13 protein-coding genes and 1 riboswitch are annotated in these 15,365 nt (G+C 73.5%); of the genes, 9 read left to right on the forward strand and 4 right to left on the reverse strand.

Annotated features, from left to right (window positions below):
• Positions 1-1,382: glycosyltransferase family 4 protein (locus ABD207_RS30000; protein ID WP_344016415.1), on the reverse strand; the 1,382-nt coding region annotated here is incomplete at its 3' end.
• A 266-nt stretch (positions 1,383-1,648) separates the two neighbouring features.
• Between ABD207_RS30000 and ABD207_RS30005 the strand changes: the two genes are divergently transcribed.
• Positions 1,649-2,275, forward strand: a complete 627-nt coding sequence (locus tag ABD207_RS30005) for a TetR family transcriptional regulator (RefSeq protein ID WP_344016416.1) — start codon at positions 1,649-1,651, stop codon at positions 2,273-2,275.
• A gap of 69 nt (positions 2,276-2,344) precedes the next feature.
• On the opposite strand, the gene ABD207_RS30010 is transcribed toward ABD207_RS30005, so the two are convergent.
• Both ABD207_RS30010 and ABD207_RS30015 read right to left on the reverse strand, forming a co-directional pair.
• Complete coding sequence (locus ABD207_RS30010; RefSeq protein ID WP_344016417.1) at positions 2,345-2,617, reverse strand: ferredoxin; 273 nt, start codon at positions 2,615-2,617, stop codon at positions 2,345-2,347.
• A 2-nt stretch (positions 2,618-2,619) separates the two neighbouring features.
• A complete protein-coding gene (locus ABD207_RS30015; protein WP_344016418.1) occupies positions 2,620-4,077 on the reverse strand; it encodes an aldehyde dehydrogenase in 1,458 nt (485 codons plus the stop codon).
• A gap of 203 nt (positions 4,078-4,280) precedes the next feature.
• Here ABD207_RS30015 and ABD207_RS30020 point away from each other — a divergent pair, with 203 nt between their 5' ends.
• The 7 genes from ABD207_RS30020 (at position 4,281) to ABD207_RS30050 (ending at position 12,378) form a co-directional block, all read left to right on the forward strand.
• Positions 4,281-5,363, forward strand: coding sequence for a Strvi_7410 family MBL fold metallo-hydrolase (locus ABD207_RS30020; RefSeq protein WP_344016419.1), 1,083 nt, complete (start codon positions 4,281-4,283; stop codon positions 5,361-5,363).
• A gap of 356 nt (positions 5,364-5,719) precedes the next feature.
• A riboswitch (cobalamin riboswitch) is annotated at positions 5,720-5,858 on the forward strand.
• Positions 5,859-5,978: 120 nt separating this feature from the next.
• Positions 5,979-7,205 carry an SCO2321 family membrane protein gene (locus ABD207_RS30025; RefSeq protein WP_344016420.1) on the forward strand — a complete coding sequence of 409 codons (1,227 nt, stop codon included), beginning with the start codon at positions 5,979-5,981 and terminating at the stop codon, positions 7,203-7,205.
• The gene (locus ABD207_RS30030; RefSeq protein WP_344016421.1) at positions 7,202-7,894 is read left to right on the forward strand and encodes an SCO2322 family protein; all 693 of its coding nucleotides are present in this window, start codon (positions 7,202-7,204) and stop codon (positions 7,892-7,894) included. Before ABD207_RS30025 ends, ABD207_RS30030 begins: the two co-directional genes overlap by 4 nt.
• 157 nt (positions 7,895-8,051) lie before the next feature.
• Positions 8,052-9,176 carry an energy-coupling factor transporter transmembrane component T gene (locus ABD207_RS30035; RefSeq protein WP_344016434.1) on the forward strand — a complete coding sequence of 375 codons (1,125 nt, stop codon included), beginning with the start codon at positions 8,052-8,054 and terminating at the stop codon, positions 9,174-9,176.
• Positions 9,173-10,873 (forward strand): ABC transporter ATP-binding protein, encoded by a 1,701-nt coding sequence (locus tag ABD207_RS30040; RefSeq protein ID WP_344016422.1) that lies wholly within the window; start codon positions 9,173-9,175, stop codon positions 10,871-10,873. The genes ABD207_RS30035 and ABD207_RS30040 overlap by 4 nt, the downstream gene beginning before the upstream one ends.
• Positions 10,870-11,706 carry an ECF transporter S component gene (locus ABD207_RS30045; RefSeq protein WP_344016423.1) on the forward strand — a complete coding sequence of 279 codons (837 nt, stop codon included), beginning with the start codon at positions 10,870-10,872 and terminating at the stop codon, positions 11,704-11,706. The genes ABD207_RS30040 and ABD207_RS30045 overlap by 4 nt, the downstream gene beginning before the upstream one ends.
• Before the next feature lie 261 nt (positions 11,707-11,967).
• Positions 11,968-12,378: an aggregation-promoting factor C-terminal-like domain-containing protein gene (locus ABD207_RS30050; protein ID WP_344016424.1), complete on the forward strand. Its 411-nt coding sequence runs from the start codon at positions 11,968-11,970 to the stop codon at positions 12,376-12,378.
• A gap of 167 nt (positions 12,379-12,545) precedes the next feature.
• On the opposite strand, the gene ABD207_RS30055 is transcribed toward ABD207_RS30050, so the two are convergent.
• Positions 12,546-13,781, reverse strand: coding sequence for a cytochrome P450 (locus ABD207_RS30055; protein ID WP_344016425.1), 1,236 nt, complete (start codon positions 13,779-13,781; stop codon positions 12,546-12,548).
• Positions 13,782-14,052: 271 nt separating this feature from the next.
• Between ABD207_RS30055 and ABD207_RS30060 the strand changes: the two genes are divergently transcribed.
• On the forward strand, positions 14,053-15,222 hold the full coding sequence (locus tag ABD207_RS30060; RefSeq protein ID WP_344016426.1) for a steroid 3-ketoacyl-CoA thiolase: 1,170 nt from the start codon (positions 14,053-14,055) through the stop codon (positions 15,220-15,222).
• The last annotated feature ends 143 nt before the right edge of the window (positions 15,223-15,365 follow it).

The following is a 15,365-nucleotide window of genomic DNA, read 5'->3' on the forward strand; positions in this document are numbered from 1 at the left end:
GCCGGGACCGCGGGGCGGGCCGCGGGGCGCGCGCTGCGTGCGGAGAGCGCGGTACGGCTGGGGCGCGCGGTGCGTCCGGGCGGCGCGGCGTCGATGGCCTCGCGGTAGCGGGCCACGGTGCCTTCCGCGGCCCGCGCCCAGGTGAAGTGGCGCAGCACCCGCTCGCGGCCGGCCGCGCCCAGCCTCCGGCGCAGTTCCTCGTCCGCCAGCAGCCGGTTGAGTCCGGCGGCCAGCGCTCCGGCGTCGCCGGGCGGCACGGCCAGGCAGGTCTCGCCGTCGCGTCCGGCGACCTCCGGGATGGCGCCGCCGGTGGTGGCGAGCAGCGGGGTGCCGGTGGCCATGGCCTCGGCGGCGGGCAGCGAGAAGCCCTCGTAGAGCGAGGGGACGCAGGCGACCTGCGCCGAGCGCACCAGGTCGACCAGTTCGGCGTCGGATATGCCCTTGACGAACTCGACGGCGCCCTCGAGCCCGTACCGCTCGATGGCCTGCGCGACCGGGCCCTCGGCGGGCCGCTTGCCGACGACGACGAGATGGGCGTCGGGCTGCTCGGTGCGCACCTTGGCCAGCGCCTCGACGAGGAACACCAGCCCCTTGAGCGGGACGTCGGCGCTGGAGGTGGTGACGATCCGGCCGGGTATGACCGGCACGGACGGGTCCGGCGAGAACAGGTCGGTGTCGGCGCCGATGTGCACGACGTGGATCCGCTCGGGCCGCACGCCGAGGTGGTCGACGATCTCCTGGCGGGAGGTGCCGGAGACGGTGAGCACGGACGGCAGCCGCCGCGCGACCCGCTTCTGCATGCGGGTGAAGGCGTACCAGCGGCGCACCGAGCAGCGCCGCTGCCAGGTCTCGGCGGCGTCCAGCTCCAGCTGCCGGTCCACGGTGATGGGGTGGTGGATCGTGGTGACCAGCGGCGCGCCGAGGTCGCCGAGGAGGCCGTAGCCGAGGGTCTGGTTGTCGTGGACCACGTCGAAGTCGCCGCGGCGGGCCCGCAGATGGCGGCGGGCGCGCAGCGAGAAGGTCAGCGGCTCGGGGAAGCCGCCGGTCCACATGGTGCCGACCTCGAGGACGTCGATCCAGTCGCGGTACTCGTCCCGCTTCGGGGTGCGGAAAGGATCCGGCTGGCGGTAGAGATCCAGGCTCGGCAGCTCGGTGAGGCTCAGCCCGTCGTAGCCCTCGTCGAGGACCGGGTAGGGCTGGGCGCCGATGACCTCCACGCGGTGCCCGAGGCGGGCGAGTTCGCGGGAGAGATGGCGTACGTAGACGCCCTGCCCGCCGCAGAACGGGTTTCCCTTGTAGGTGAGGAGTGCGATGCGCAGCGGTCGCAAGCCGTCGGCGGCAGGGCCCTCGAAGGGCCCGGCCTGACTGGCCTCAGCGGTCACCCTGGGCCCCCTTCTCCCTGCACTGTCCCGCGAGACTACGACGGGACGCTAACCTAGAACAAGTTTCAGAGTTGATCGTTCAGAGAACTCGAATCTACCGGCAGGTAGGGGTGCTGTGAGCAGTGGATCAGGTGATTCACGCCACGGCGGGCGGCGTGCCATGCTGTCCGATCACTCACCCTCACCGAGGGTTACGAAGCGGGCCCGCGCCCGCGGGGACCGGCCAGGGCAAGACGGGCGCAGCAGGCAGGACGGGCAAGGTGGACATGGTGATCAAGTCGGAAGCCGGCACCGTACGTACCTCTCCGGCCTCGCCGCTCACCGAGCGGCAGGAGGCACGCCGGCGCCGCATCCTGCACGCGACCGCGCAACTGGCCAGCCGGGGCGGGTTCGACGCGGTGCAGATGCGGGAGGTGGCGGAGTCCTCCCAGGTGGCCCTCGGCACCCTGTACCGCTACTTCCCGTCCAAGATCCATCTGCTGGTGGCGACCATGCAGGACCAGCTGGAGCACATGCACGGCACGCTGCGGAAGAAGCCGCCGGCCGGTGAGACGGCGGCCGGGCGGGTGGCGGAGACGCTGATGCGGGCGTTCCGGGCGCTGCAGCGCGAGCCGCATCTGGCGGATGCGATGGTGCGTGCGCTGACCTTCGCCGACCGCAGTGTGAGCCCGGAGGTCGACCAGGTCTCCCGGCAGACCACGGCGATCATCCTGGACGCGATGGGCCTGGAGGAGGACCCCACGCCCGACCAGCTGTCCGCGGTCCGCGTGATCGAGCACACCTGGCACTCGGCGCTGATCACCTGGCTGTCGGGGCGTGCCTCCATCGCCCAGGTGAAGATCGACATCGAGACGGTGTGCCGCCTGATCGACCTGCCGGACGAGCGACGGTAGCGGGCGCCGACACCCGCTGCCGAAGAGCCCGTTGCCGCCGCCCGCTGCGAAAAGCCCGTTGCCGCCGCGCTACTCCTCCGGAGGGAACACCGGCTCCCCGCTGTCCAGCAGCGTGATGACGATGGCCTCCACCGGGCAGTGCTCGGCCGCGGTGAGGATCCGTTCGTCGGCGTCGGTGGCGTCGGACGCGGGGCGGGACTGGCGGGCCGAGTCGAGGCGGAAGGCGTGCGGGGCGTGGTGGACGCAGGTGCCGGAGCCGATGCACACGGCCCGGTCGACCTCCACCCGCCAGCGGTCACCCGCCCGCAGGCCGGGGCCCTGGCGCGCGGGAGAGGTGCCCATGCTCAGCCCTCCCATCCGGCCGGCAGATGGATGGTCTTGTGCTCCAGGTATTCGGCGTAGCCCTCGGGGCCGAACTCGCGCCCTATGCCGGAGTTCTTGTAGCCGCCGAAGGGGCCGAGCATGTCGAGGCTGAAGGTGTTCACCGAGTAGGTGCCGGTGCGGATGCGGCGGGCCACGTCGATGCCGCGCCGGGTGTCGGTGGTCCAGACGCTGCCGCTGAGGCCGTAGTCGGAGTCGTTGGCGATCTTCACCGCGTCGGACTCGTCGTCGTAGGGCAGCAGGCAGATCACCGGGCCGAAGATCTCCTCGCGGGCGATGCGCATGCCGTTGCCGACGTCACCGAAGAGGGTGGGCTCGACATACCAGCCGCGGTCCAGGCCGGCCGGACGCCCGCCGCCCGCCAGGACCTTGGCGCCCTCCTCCTGGCCGAGGCGTACGTAGTCGAGGCTGCGCCGCTGCTGCCGCTCGGCGACCAGCGGGCCCACCTGGGTGGCCGGGTCGAGCGGGTCGCCGACCACCAGGGCGCTCGCCGCCGCCGCGAGGGCCTCGGCGAACTCGTCGTAGCGGGAGCGGGGCAGCAGGATGCGGGTCTGGGCCACGCAGGCCTGCCCGTTGTTCATCCAGGCCGCCGGCACCAGGCCCTCGACGACCGGCTCCACCTCCGCGTCCGGCAGCACCACGGCGGCCGACTTGCCGCCCAGTTCCAGCGTCACCCGGGTCAGGTTGCGCGCGGCCACCTCCATCACCCGCCGGCCCGCCGCGACCGACCCGGTGAACGACACCTTGTCCACCCCGGGGTGCCCGACCAGGTACTCGCTCACCTCCCGGTCGGCCGGCAGAATCGACAGCACCCCCTCGGGCAGCCCGGCCTCACGGGCGATCTCGCCCAGCACATAGGCGTCCAGGGGCGCCTCGGGCGAGGGCTTGAGCACCACCGTGCAGCCGGTGAGCAGCGCGGGCGCGAGCTTGGCGGCGGCCACGAACTGCGGGACGTTCCAGGGGATCACGGCGGCGACCACACCGACCGGCTCGCGGCGCACCAGGATCGGGCCCAGCACACCGTCCCGCTTCTCCTCGTACGCATATTCCCGCGCGACCCCGATGGCGGTGTCCCACACCATCACCGCGCCCAGCGCCTGCGCCAGCACGCTCCAGGAGTAGGGGGAGCCGTTCTGGGAGGAGACGACGCGGGCGATCTCCTCATGGCGGGCTGCGATGCCGTCCTTGATCCGGGTGACGACCTCGATGCGCTCCGCGAGACTCGTACGTGGCCAGGGGCCCTCGTCGAACGCCCGCCGGGCCGCCACCACGGCGCGGTCGACGTCTGCGGCCGAGGCGTGCGGCACGCGCCCGATGACCTCCTCGGTGTGCGGGGAGATCACCTCGATGACCTCGCGGCCCTGGGGGTCGGTCAACTCCCCGCCGATGAACAGCTGTCCGTGTTCCACGAGCCCGGTCATGGCCGGCCGCCTCCCCGAAGCCGCTGCTTCTGACGCTCCATCAGATACTGGCACTGATACCAGTTCCGGTCAGCACAGTCCACGGGCCTTGCAGCGGGCGGCCGGAACGGAAAGGCCGAAGGAAAGTCGTCCGGGGCTACTGTCGAAACGCGTTCTAGTTATAGTGACCTGGCCGGAGTCCGGTCCGGCGATCGGGGGAGCCCATGGCCCATACGCAACCGCAGCCGCAGCCGCAACCGCAGAGGCAGCCGCAGACGCAGACAGGGGTCTACGACCATGGCGGGGGCGTCCGTTCGCTGCGGGTCCCCATCCCGGACAACCCCCTCGGCCACACCCTGGTCCACGTCCTCGACACCGACGCGGGCCCGGTGCTGATCGACACCGGCTGGGACGACCCCGAGGCGTGGACCACCCTCACCGAGGGCCTGACCGCCTGCGGCACCTCCGTCTCCGAGATCCACGGCGTGGTCGTCACCCACCACCACCCCGACCACCACGGCCTGTCCGGCCGGGTACGCGAGGCCTCCGGCGCCTGGATCGCCATGCACCCGGCGGACATCGACGTCGTCCGCCGCACCCGCGAGGCCCCGCCCGAGCGCTGGCTGACCTACATGGCCGACCGGCTCGCCGCCGCCGGCGCCCCCGAGAGCCATCTGGCGCCGCTGCGCGCGGCCCTGGGCCGCCGCGCCCTCCCCGCCCTCTCCCCCGCGCTCCCCGACCGCGAGATCGTCCCCGGCGAACTGCTCGACCTGCCGGGCCGCCGGCTGCGCGCCGTGTGGACGCCGGGCCACACCCCCGGTCACGTCTGCCTGCACCTGGAGGAGGAGCATCCGGCCCGGCTCCCGGGCAACGGCCGTCTCTTCTCCGGCGACCATCTGCTGCCCGGCATCACCCCGCACATCGGCCTCTACGAGGACCCCGACGACACCACCCCGACCGATCCCCTCGGCGACTACCTCGACTCCCTGGAACGCGTCGCCCGTCTCACCCCCGCCGAGATCCTCCCCGCCCACCAGCACCCCTTCACCGACGCCCCCGCCCGCGTCGCCGCCCTGCGCGCCCACCACGCCTCCCGCCTCACCGGCCTGCTGGCCCTGCTCGCCACCCCGCTCACCCCCTGGCAGCTGGCGGAGCGCATGACCTGGAACCGCCCCTGGGACGACATCCCGCACACCTCCCGCACCATCGCCGTCGCGGAGGCCGAGTCCCATCTGCGCCACCTGGTGAAGCTCGGCCGGGCGGAGGCGGTCCCGGGCAGCGGCCCGGTGACCTACGCGGCGGTATGACCTGGAATGCCGGGAGTTGGCGACATTGGCCCGAGTGTGTGTGGGACGAGCCGCGTGACCCGGACCGCGCGAGACGAGCCGCGTGACCCGGACCGCGCGAGACGAGCCGCGTGCCCCGGACCGCGCGAGACGAGCCGCGTGCCCCGGACCGCGCGAGACGAGCCGCGTGACCCGGACCGCGCGAGACGAGCCGCGTGCCCCGGACCGCGCGAGACGAGCCGCGTGACCCGGACCGCGCGAGACGAGCCGCGTGACCCGGACCGCGCGAGACGAGCCGCGTGACCCGGACCGCGCGAGACGAGCCGCGTGACCCGGACCGCACGGGATCGTGAGGTGAGGCACCCCACCCTGCCCCCTGACTACGTGCGGGTAAAGTGGCGGCGTCGCTTCACGCCGTACGGGGGGAAGCCGGTGCAATTCCGGCGCTGACCCGCAACCGTGATCCGTCCCCGGAGGACGGTCAGCCGGAATGCCCCGCACGGATCGTGACCGGCTCTCGTGCCCGGCAGTCCGCCGGAGCACGGCACCGTCGAGGTATACGGGGCCGAGCCGCCGGGGTCTCCCCTGCCGCCCGCCCCCTGCACCGGCATCAAGGGAGAGAGGCACCCGCCGATCATGAACGTCCGCCGCTGCGCCGCGGTCCTGGCCGCCGTCGCCGTGATCGGCGCCGCCACCCCGGCCGCCGCCGACTCGTCCCCGTCCCCCGAGCCGTCCAAGGCCCTCCCCGCCGCCCTGTACGGCGACGGCGACCCGCAGTACGACGGCGTCTGGCGCCAGTCGCTGGCGCTGCTCGCCCAGGACACGGCCGGCGTGAAGCCGCCGAAGGCGGCCGTGGACTGGCTGACCGGCCAGCAGTGCGCCGACGGCTCCTTCGCCCCGTACCGCGCCGACACTTCGCGCGCCTGCGACGCCAAGACCCCCGTCGACACCAACCAGACGGCCGCCGCCGTCCAGGCCCTGGCCGCGCTCGGCGGGCACCACAAGGCGACCGGCAAGGCCGTCGACTGGCTCAAGTCCATACAGAACGAGGACGGCGGCTGGGGCTACACCGCGGGCGGCCCGAGCGACGCCAACTCCACCTCCGTCGTCATCGGTGCGCTCGCCGCCACCGGCGAGAAGCCGGCCCAGGTGACGAAGGACGGCAAGTCCCCCTACGACGCCCTGCTGAAGCTGGCGCTGCCCTGCAAGGGCGACGGGGCGGGCGCGTTCGCCTTCCAGCCGGACAAGAAGGGCAAGCTGATCGCCAACGCCGACGCCACGGCGGCGGGCGTGCTCGGCCTGCTCGGCAAGGGTCTGGTGGTCGAGCCCGCGAAGACGGGCACTCCTGAGCTCGCCTGCGAGAAGGCCGGCGGCCCCGGGCAGGCCGCGGTGAACGGCGGGGCGTACCTGAAGGACGAGCTGGCCGAGGACGGCCATCTGGTCTCCTCGCTGGGCGGCTCCGAGCAGCCCGACCACGGCAACACCGCGGACGCGGTGGTCGCCCTCGCCGCGCTGGGCGCGATGGAGCCGGCGAAGAAGTCCCTGGCCTGGCTGGAGAAGAACGCCGCCGGCTGGGCGGCGCAGAGCGGCCCCGCCGCCTACGCCCAGCTGATCCTCGCCGCCCACGCCACCGGCGCCGACCCGCGCGCCTTCGGCGGGACGGACCTGGTGAAGAAGCTGGCCGCGACCGGCCCCGCCGCCGAGAAGGAGAACGAGAAGGAGAAGCAGAAGGCCGCCGCCTCCGACGCCGAATCCGACTCGGACTCCGGCTTCGGCGTCTGGTGGTACGTCGGCGTGTGCCTGGTCGCCGGTATCGGCATCGGCTTCCTGTTCAGCGGCCGCAGGAAGAGGCAGCAGCCGTGACCCGCAGAACGCTCGTGCTGTTCCTGGCCTTCCTGGCCGCGCTCCTGCCGGTGCCGGCGGGAGCGGGCCAGGCGCAGGCCGCCGGGTACCGCTACTGGTCGTTCTGGGAGCGCGAGGGCGAGCAGTGGACGTACGCCACCCAGGGCCCGTCCACCGCCCGCCCCTACGACGGCGATGTCCAGGGCTTCCGCTTCTCCGTCAGCGAGGACTCCGGTGACGCGGCGAAGCCGCGCGGCACCGCCGACTTCGGCACCATCTGCGCCAAGACCCCGCCGAAGGACGGCACCAAGCGCGTGGCCCTGGTCCTCGACTTCGGCACGCGGGCCGACGCTCCCTCGGGCGAGCGTCCGCCCGCCAACCGCACGGCCTGCGCCCGGGTCCCCGAGGACGCGACGACCTCCGACGCGCTGGCGGCCGTCGCCGAACCCCTGCGCTACGACGCCAAGGCGTTGCTGTGCGCGATCGCCGGCTATCCGGCGAAGGGCTGCGGGGAGCAGGTGTCCGGCAAGGCTCCGGACGACGCCTCGGCGGACGAGGAGCAGGCCCGGGAGCAGTCCGCGGAGAAGGAGAAGTCCGCCAAGTCCGCCTCTGACGGCGGGCCTTCGCTGGGGCTGATCGGCGGTGCCGCGGTCGTGGTGCTGCTGGCCGGTGCCGCCCTCTGGCAGGCCCGACGCAGGCATGGCCGATAGCACGCCCCGCAGCGGGCCCTCGCCCCTCGCCGGACGCCGCGAGGGCCTCCGGGGCACCTCCGCGAGCGGTGAGCCGGCCAAGTCCCCCCGTGAGAGCGCGGGGACCGGTCCGGCGCGGGCGGAGGCCGGGACCGGTCCGGCGCAGCCCGACGCGGAGATGAGCCCGTCACGGACCGGCACGCCCACCGCCCGCCGCGGCCGGCCGGACGCGCTGCACCCCGGCGCCTGGTGGCTGTGGTCGCTGGCCCTCGGCACCGCGGCCACCCGCACCACCAACCCGCTCCTGCTGGGCCTCCTCATCGCCGTCTCCGCGTACGTCGTGGCCACCCGCCGCCCCGACGCGCCCTGGGCCCGCTCCTACGGGGTGTTCGTCAAGCTGGCGCTCGCCGTCCTCCTCGTCCGCCTCGTGTTCGCGACCGTCCTCGGCTCGCCGATCCCCGGCACGCATGTGATCCTCGCCCTGCCCGAAGTCCCGCTGCCCGACTGGGCGCAGGGCATCCGCCTCGGCGGCAAGGTCACCGCCGAGGCGCTCACCTTCGCGCTCTACGACGGCCTCCGGCTCGCCGCCCTGCTGGTCTGCGTGGGCGCCGCGAACTCCCTGGCCAACCCCTCCCGGCTGCTGAAGTCCCTGCCCGGCGCGCTCTACGAGACGGGCGTGGCCGTGGTCGTGGCGCTCACCTTCGCGCCGCATCTCATCGCCGACGTCCAGCGGCTGCGCGCCGCCCGGCGCCTGCGGGGGCGTCCGGACAAGGGACTCCGGGGCCTGGCGCAGGTGGCCCTGCCCGTGCTGGAGGGCGCGCTGGAACGCTCCGTGGCGCTCGCCGCCGCCATGGACGCCCGAGGCTACGGCCGCACCGCGCAGGTCCCGCCCGCCGTCCGCCGGACCACCGCCGCGCTCACCCTCGGCGGTCTGCTCGGCGTCTGCGCGGGGACGTACGGTCTGCTCTCCGCGGCGGGCGCCGGCTACGGCGTGCCCCTGCTGCTCGGCGGGCTCGCCGCCGCGCTGGCGGGGCTGTGGCTGGGCGGCCGGCGCTCGCTGCGCACCCGGTACCGCCCGGACCGGTGGGACGCGCGGGCCTGGCTGGTCGCCGCCTCCGGCGCCGCCGTCGCGGCCGTGACGGCGCTGGCCGCCGTCCGCGATCCGGCGGCGCTGCACCCGGGTGTGGTCCCGCTGGTCGCCCCGGCGCTTCCCCTGTGGCCGGCGGCGGCCGTGCTGATCGGCCTGCTGCCCGCCTTCATCGCCCCCGCACCTCACCAGGACAGCCGCGAGGAGCCGTCGTGATCCGCTTCGAGAACGTGTCGGTGACCTACGACGGGGCGGACGAACCCACCGTCCGGGGCGTCGACTTCGAGGTCCCCGAGGGGGAACTCGTGCTGCTGGCCGGGCCGTCCGGCGTCGGCAAGTCGACCGTGCTGGGCGCGGTCGGCGGCCTGGTCCCGCACTTCACCGGCGGCACCCTGCACGGCAGGGTCACCGTCGCCGGCCGTGACACCCGCACCCACAAGCCGCGCGAACTCGCCGACGTGGTCGGCACGGTGGGCCAGGACCCGCTCTCCCACTTCGTCACGGACACCGTGGAGGACGAACTCGCCTACGGCATGGAGTCGCTGGGCCTGCCGCCCGAGGTGATGCGGCGCCGGGTCGAGGAGACCCTGGACGTGCTGGGCCTGGCCGGGCTGCGCGACCGTCCCCTCGCCACGCTCTCCGGCGGCCAGCAGCAGCGCGTCGCCATCGGCTCGGTCCTCACCCCGCACCCCCGGGTGCTGGTGCTCGACGAGCCGACCTCCGCCCTCGACCCGGCCGCGGCCGAGGAGGTCCTCGCCGTCCTGCAGCGGCTGGTCCACGACCTCGGTACGACGGTCCTCATGGCCGAGCACCGCCTTGAGCGGGTGATCCAGTACGCCGACCAGGTCGTCCTGCTGCCCGCTCCGGGCGAGCCGCCGCTGCTGGGCACGCCGCAGGAGGTGATGGCGGTCTCCCCCGTCTGCCCTCCGGTGGTGGAGCTCGGCCGCCTTGCCGGCTGGTCTCCGCTGCCGCTGACGGTCCGCGACGCCCGCCGCCGCGCGGCCCCGCTCCGCGAACGCCTCGCCGGCCGGCAGCAGCAACAACCGCCGCGCGAGGCCGCCCCGCAGACGCCGACATCCTCCGCCCGCCGGGGCCTGTTCCGTCGCAGCACCCCCGAGTCACACACCGACGCCCGTACATCCGGGCCACCCGTCGCCGAGGTGCGCGCGCTCGCCGTCCGCCGGGGTCGCGTGCAGGCCCTGCGCCACATCGACCTCACCGTCGCACCCGGAGAGACCGTCGCCCTGATGGGGCGCAACGGCGCCGGGAAGTCGACCCTGCTGGGCGCGCTGGTGGGGCTGGTCGCCCCGTCCGCCGGCTCGGTCCGCAGCGCGGGCGCCGTCCCGCACCGGACGCGCCCGCGCGATCTGGTGCGCCGCGTCGGCCTGGTCCCGCAGGAGCCGTGCGATCTGCTGTACTCCGACACGGTGGCCGCCGAGTGCGCCGCCGCCGACCGGGACGCGGACGCGGAGCCCGGCACCTGCCGGGCGCTGCTGTCCGAGCTGCTGCCGGGGATCGACGACGCCACCCACCCCCGGGACCTCTCCGAGGGCCAGCGCCTGACCCTCGCCCTCGCGGTGGTCCTCACCGCACGCCCCCCGCTGCTCCTGCTGGACGAGCCGACCCGCGGCCTCGACTACGCGGCCAAGGCCCGCCTGGTCACGCTCCTGCAAGGCCTGGCCACGGAGGGTCACGCCATCGTGCTGGCCACCCATGATGTGGAGCTGGCCGCGGAACTCGCCGACCGGGTCGTGCTGATCGCCGAGGGCGAGGTGATCGCGGACGGTCCGGCGGCGGAGGTGGTCACCGCCTCACCGTCGTTCGCGCCGCAGGTCGCCAAGATCCTCGCCCCGCAGCGCTGGCTCACGGTGGGCCAGGTACGGGAGGCGCTGGCACAGGAGGTCCGTCGATGACTGTCCGGCAGGCCCGGGCCGTCCGTCTCGGCCCGCGCTCGCTCGCCGCCCTCGCCCTGGTGAGCGCGGTGGGCGTGGTCGCCTTCGGCTGGCCGTTCCTCGCACCGCCCGCCTCCGCGCTGACCGCGCACGCGCAGGACGCGCCCTGGCTCTTCGCGGGCCTGCTGGTGCTGCTGGTCGCGGTGGTGGCGGCCACGATCTCCGAGTCGGGCCTCGGCCCGAAGGCGGTGGCGATGCTCGGCGTGCTGGCCGCGACGGGGGCCGCGCTGCGGCCGATCGGCGCGGGCACGGCCGGTCTGGAGCCGATGTTCTTCCTCATGGTGCTCAGCGGCCGGGTCCTCGGGCCTGGCTTCGGCTTCGTCCTCGGCGCGATCACCCTGTTCGCCTCCGCGCTGCTCACGGGCGGGGTGGGGCCCTGGCTGCCGTTCCAGATGCTGGCGATGGGCTGGTTCACCATGGGCGCCGGCCTGCTGCCGGGCCCGGACCGCCTGCGCGGGCGCCCCGAGGTGTGGCTGCTCGCCGGGTACGGCTTCCTGGCGGCCTTCGCCTACGGCACGGTGATGAACATGGCGGGCTGGCCCTTCATGTCGGCGCTGGCCTCGGGCATCGCCTTCGACCCGGACGCCTCGCTGACCGGCAATCTGGCCCGCTTCACCGCCTACTGCCTGGCGACCTCCCTCGGCTGGGACCTCGGCCGGGCCGTGATCACGGTCGTGCTGACCCTGACGCTCGGCAAGCCCGTACTGAAGGCACTACGCAGAGCCACCCGGCGGGCCGCGTTCGAGGCCCCCGTCACATTCCAGGACCCCGCCCAGGTGAAGCACCCCACATGACGTGGGTCACCTACGAAGCAGGGCCGTAGCCGCGATCCCCGCCCGGGAGCGGCCCACCGCCCCCATCCCGGCCCACATGCGACGCACGCTAGTAAAAGGGACCTTTGCGGACACATCCGCCGGTCTGCTTCTGTGGACGACGTCGCCAGGCGCCGATGTGCCCACCAGGGCCACGGCGCCGCCCCATGCCCCGCCGCAGCGGCAACTCCCGTACGGCAACGGCAGAAAGCGACTGTCATGCTCCCGACCGAAAGGCCGCCTGTGTCCGCCGCTTCCTTCCTCCGTACGATCTCCGCCCCCAAGAAGGCTCTGGCCGGTACCGCCCTGGCCGCCGTCACCTGCGGCACCCTGATCGCCGCCGCTCCCGCCCAGGCCGCCGACTCCGGCTCGGCCCAGGCGATCGCCAAGAAGATGATCGGCAACTCGGCGCAGTTCCAGTGCTTCTCGAAGATCGTCGAGCACGAGAGCGGCTGGAACCCGACCGCCACCAACGCCTCCAGCGGTGCGTACGGGCTGGTTCAGGCGCTTCCGGCCTCGAAGATGGCCTCGGCCGGCTCGGACTGGAAGACCAACCCCGCCACGCAGATCAAGTGGGGCCTGAACTACATGAACGAGCGCTACGGCAGCCCGTGCGAGGCGTGGGAGTTCTGGCAGGCCAACAACTGGTACTGAGCCACTCCCAGCACCCCCTGATACCGAAGGCGGCGCCCCCCAGATCCCCGGGGGCGCCGCCTTCGCCATGCCGGTTCGGCGGCCGCCGATGACGGCATCCGGTGCGCCTTGACCACGGGCCCGGCGAGGGCGAGCGGCGGTCCGCCGACGCCAGGTCCACAGGCTGCTCAGGGCGCGCTCACCCGCAGCTCCTTCACGCCGTTGAGCCACGCGGAGCGGAGGCGGCGGGGCTCGCTCACGAGTCTCAGGTCCGGCATCGCGTCGGCGAGGGTGTTGAAGATGAGGTCGATCTCGAGGGCCGCGAGGGACTTGCCGAGGCAGTAGTGGGGGCCGCCGCCGCCGAAGCCGAGGTGGGGGTTGGGGTCGCGGGTGATGTCGAAGGTGTCCGGGTCGGTGAAGACCTCCGGGTCGTGGTTGGCGGAGGAGTAGAAGAGGCCGATCCGGTCGCCCTTGCGGATGGTCTTGCCGCCGAGCTCGGTGTCCTGGGTCGCGGTGCGCTGGAAGGCGGCCACCGGTGTCGCCCAGCGCACGATCTCCTCGGCCGCCGTCGCCGGCCGCTCCCGCTTGTACAGCTCCCACTGCCCGGGGTGGGTGAGCAGCGCGTGCATGCCGTGCGTGATGGCGTTGCGCGTGGTCTCGTTGCCCGCGACCGCCAGCAGCAGCACGAAGAAGCCGAACTCGTCGCTGCTGAGGTTCCCCTCGTCCTCGGCCGCCACCAGCCGGGTGACGATGTCCCGCGCCGGGCACCGTTTCCGCTCGGCGGCCATGTTCATCGCGTAGGCGATGATCTCCGCGGCCGACTCCGCGCCGACCTCCGCGGTGATGGCGTACTCCGGATCGTCGTAGGCGACCATCTTGTTGGACCAGCCGAAGATCTTGCCCCGGTCCTCCTGCGGCACGCCGATCAGCTCGGCGATCGCCTGCAGGGGCAGCTCGCAGGCGACCTCGGTGACGAAGTCGAACGGCCCCGGGTGCGCCCCCGCCGCCGCCACGATCGCCTCCGCCCGCGCCCGCAGCCGCTCCTCCAGCGCCCGGATCGCCCGCGGCGTGAACCCGCGCTGCACGATCTGCCGCACCCGGGTGTGCTCCGGCGGGTCCATGTTGAGCATGATCAGGCGCTGCGCGTCGATCGCGTCCCGGTCGATGTCCTGGTTGAAGCGGATGATCGCCGTGTTCAGGTACGAGGAGAACAACTCGGGGTGCGTGGAGACGTACTTGACGTCGGCGTGCCGGGTCACCGCCCAGTACCCCGCGTCGCCGTAGCCGGCCGCGCCGGGCGGCTGGGGGATCCAGCACACCGGCTCGGTCCGGCGCAGCTCGGCGAACTCGGGCAACGGCACGCGGCGGTGCAGTACGTCGGGGTCGGTGAAGTCGAATCCGTCGGGCAGCGCTGGGCAGGGCATGGGACGTCACTCCAGCAGCGTCGGGGGGGGCCGGCAGACGGTGGTCGGTGCGGTCGGTGACGGTTCATCAGATGCGGAGTCGGGAGGACCGTAGTAACGAGTTCTACAACCCGCAAGACGGAAAGCCTGCCCAATTGCGGGCACTTTTCCTCGCGCATCACGCCCTCAGCGACTGCACGACCCTTGCGGCGCCGCCCTCCCACTCAGCAGACTGCCAACAGAACTAGAACGCGTACTAGTTCCGGGTACGAGTTGCGGAGAGGACCCCCCAATGGCCGCGGAACCCGTGATCGTCGAAGCCGTACGCACCCCCATCGGCCGGCGCGGCGGCGCGCTCGCCAACCTCCACCCCGCCTACCTCCTGGGCGAGACCTACCGCGAACTCCTGGGCCGCACCGGCATCCCCGCCGACTGCGTGGAGCAGATCGTCGGCGGCACGGTCACCCACGCGGGAGAGCAGTCCATGAACCCGGCGCGCACGGCCTGGCTGACCATGGGGCTGCCCTACGAGACGGCGGCGACCACGGTCGACGCGCAGTGCGGTTCCTCGCAGCAGGCGGCCCACATGACCGCGAACATGATCGCGGCCGGGGTGATCGACATGGGCATCTCCTGCGGCGTGGAGTCGATGTCGCGGGTGCCGCTGGGGTCCGCCTCCAAGCACGGGCCGGGCCGGCCCTTCCCCGACGAGTGGAACGTCGACCTGCCCAACCAGTTCGAGGCGGCGGAGCGCATCGCACGCCACCGTGGCCTGACCCGGGAGCACGTGGATCGGCTGGGCCTGCTCTCCCAGCAGCGGGCGGCCGCCGCGTGGGCGGAGGAACGCTTCAAGCGGGAGACCTTCGCCGTCCAGGTCCCGACGACGGAGGAGGAGCAGCACGCCGGTCAGGGCATGTGGCGCCTGGTGGACCGGGACGAGGGCCTGCGCGACACGTCCATGGAGGCGCTGGCCGCCCTGAAGCCGGTGATGCCGACGGCGGTGCACACGGCGGGCAACTCCTCCCAGATATCGGACGGAGCGGCGGCGATCCTGTGGGCGTCCAAGCGCATGGCCCGCGCCCTGAAGCTGAAGCCGAGGGCGCGGATCGTCGCCCAGGCCCTGGTCGGTGCGAACCCCCACTTCCACCTCGACGGCCCGATCGACGCGACCCACGCGGTGCTGGGCCGCGCCGGGATGACGCTCCGCGACATCGACCTGGTGGAGATCAACGAGGCGTTCGCCTCGGTGGTGCTGAGCTGGGCTCAGGTCTTCGACCAGGACCTGGAGAAGGTCAACGTCAACGGCGGCGCCATCGCCCTCGGCCACCCCGTCGGAGCGACCGGCGCCCGCCTGATCACCACGGCCCTGCACGAACTGGAGCGCACCGACAAGGAGTTCGCCCTCATCACCATGTGCGCAGGCGGCGCCCTGGCCACGGGGACGATCATCCAGCGGTTGTAGGGCCGGTCGGTCCGGGGACTGTCGGTCCGGGGACTGTCCGTTCGGGGCCTGTCCGTTCGGGGCCTGTCGGCCCCGGGAGTGTCCATCCGAACCTGCGCGCCCGGGACCTGCCCGCCCGGGGACTGTCCGTCCCGGACCTGCCC

The organism is Streptomyces thermospinosisporus, from assembly GCF_039526425.1.
In the GTDB taxonomy this organism is placed as follows: Bacteria; Actinomycetota; Actinomycetes; order Streptomycetales; family Streptomycetaceae; genus Streptomyces; species Streptomyces thermocarboxydovorans.

Coding starts and splice junctions, on each gene's coding strand:
- ABD207_RS30005 (WP_344016416.1), top strand. CDS start 1,649: ATGGTGATCAAGTCGGAAGCCGGCACCGTACGTACCTCTCCGGCCTCG.
- ABD207_RS30010 (WP_344016417.1), bottom strand. CDS start 2,617: ATGGGCACCTCTCCCGCGCGCCAGGGCCCCGGCCTGCGGGCGGGTGAC.
- ABD207_RS30015 (WP_344016418.1), bottom strand. CDS start 4,077: ATGACCGGGCTCGTGGAACACGGACAGCTGTTCATCGGCGGGGAGTTG.
- ABD207_RS30020 (WP_344016419.1), top strand. CDS start 4,281: ATGGCCCATACGCAACCGCAGCCGCAGCCGCAACCGCAGAGGCAGCCG.
- ABD207_RS30025 (WP_344016420.1), top strand. CDS start 5,979: ATGAACGTCCGCCGCTGCGCCGCGGTCCTGGCCGCCGTCGCCGTGATC.
- ABD207_RS30035 (WP_344016434.1), top strand. CDS start 8,052: ATGAGCCCGTCACGGACCGGCACGCCCACCGCCCGCCGCGGCCGGCCG.
- ABD207_RS30045 (WP_344016423.1), top strand. CDS start 10,870: ATGACTGTCCGGCAGGCCCGGGCCGTCCGTCTCGGCCCGCGCTCGCTC.
- ABD207_RS30055 (WP_344016425.1), bottom strand. CDS start 13,781: ATGCCCTGCCCAGCGCTGCCCGACGGATTCGACTTCACCGACCCCGAC.
- ABD207_RS30060 (WP_344016426.1), top strand. CDS start 14,053: ATGGCCGCGGAACCCGTGATCGTCGAAGCCGTACGCACCCCCATCGGC.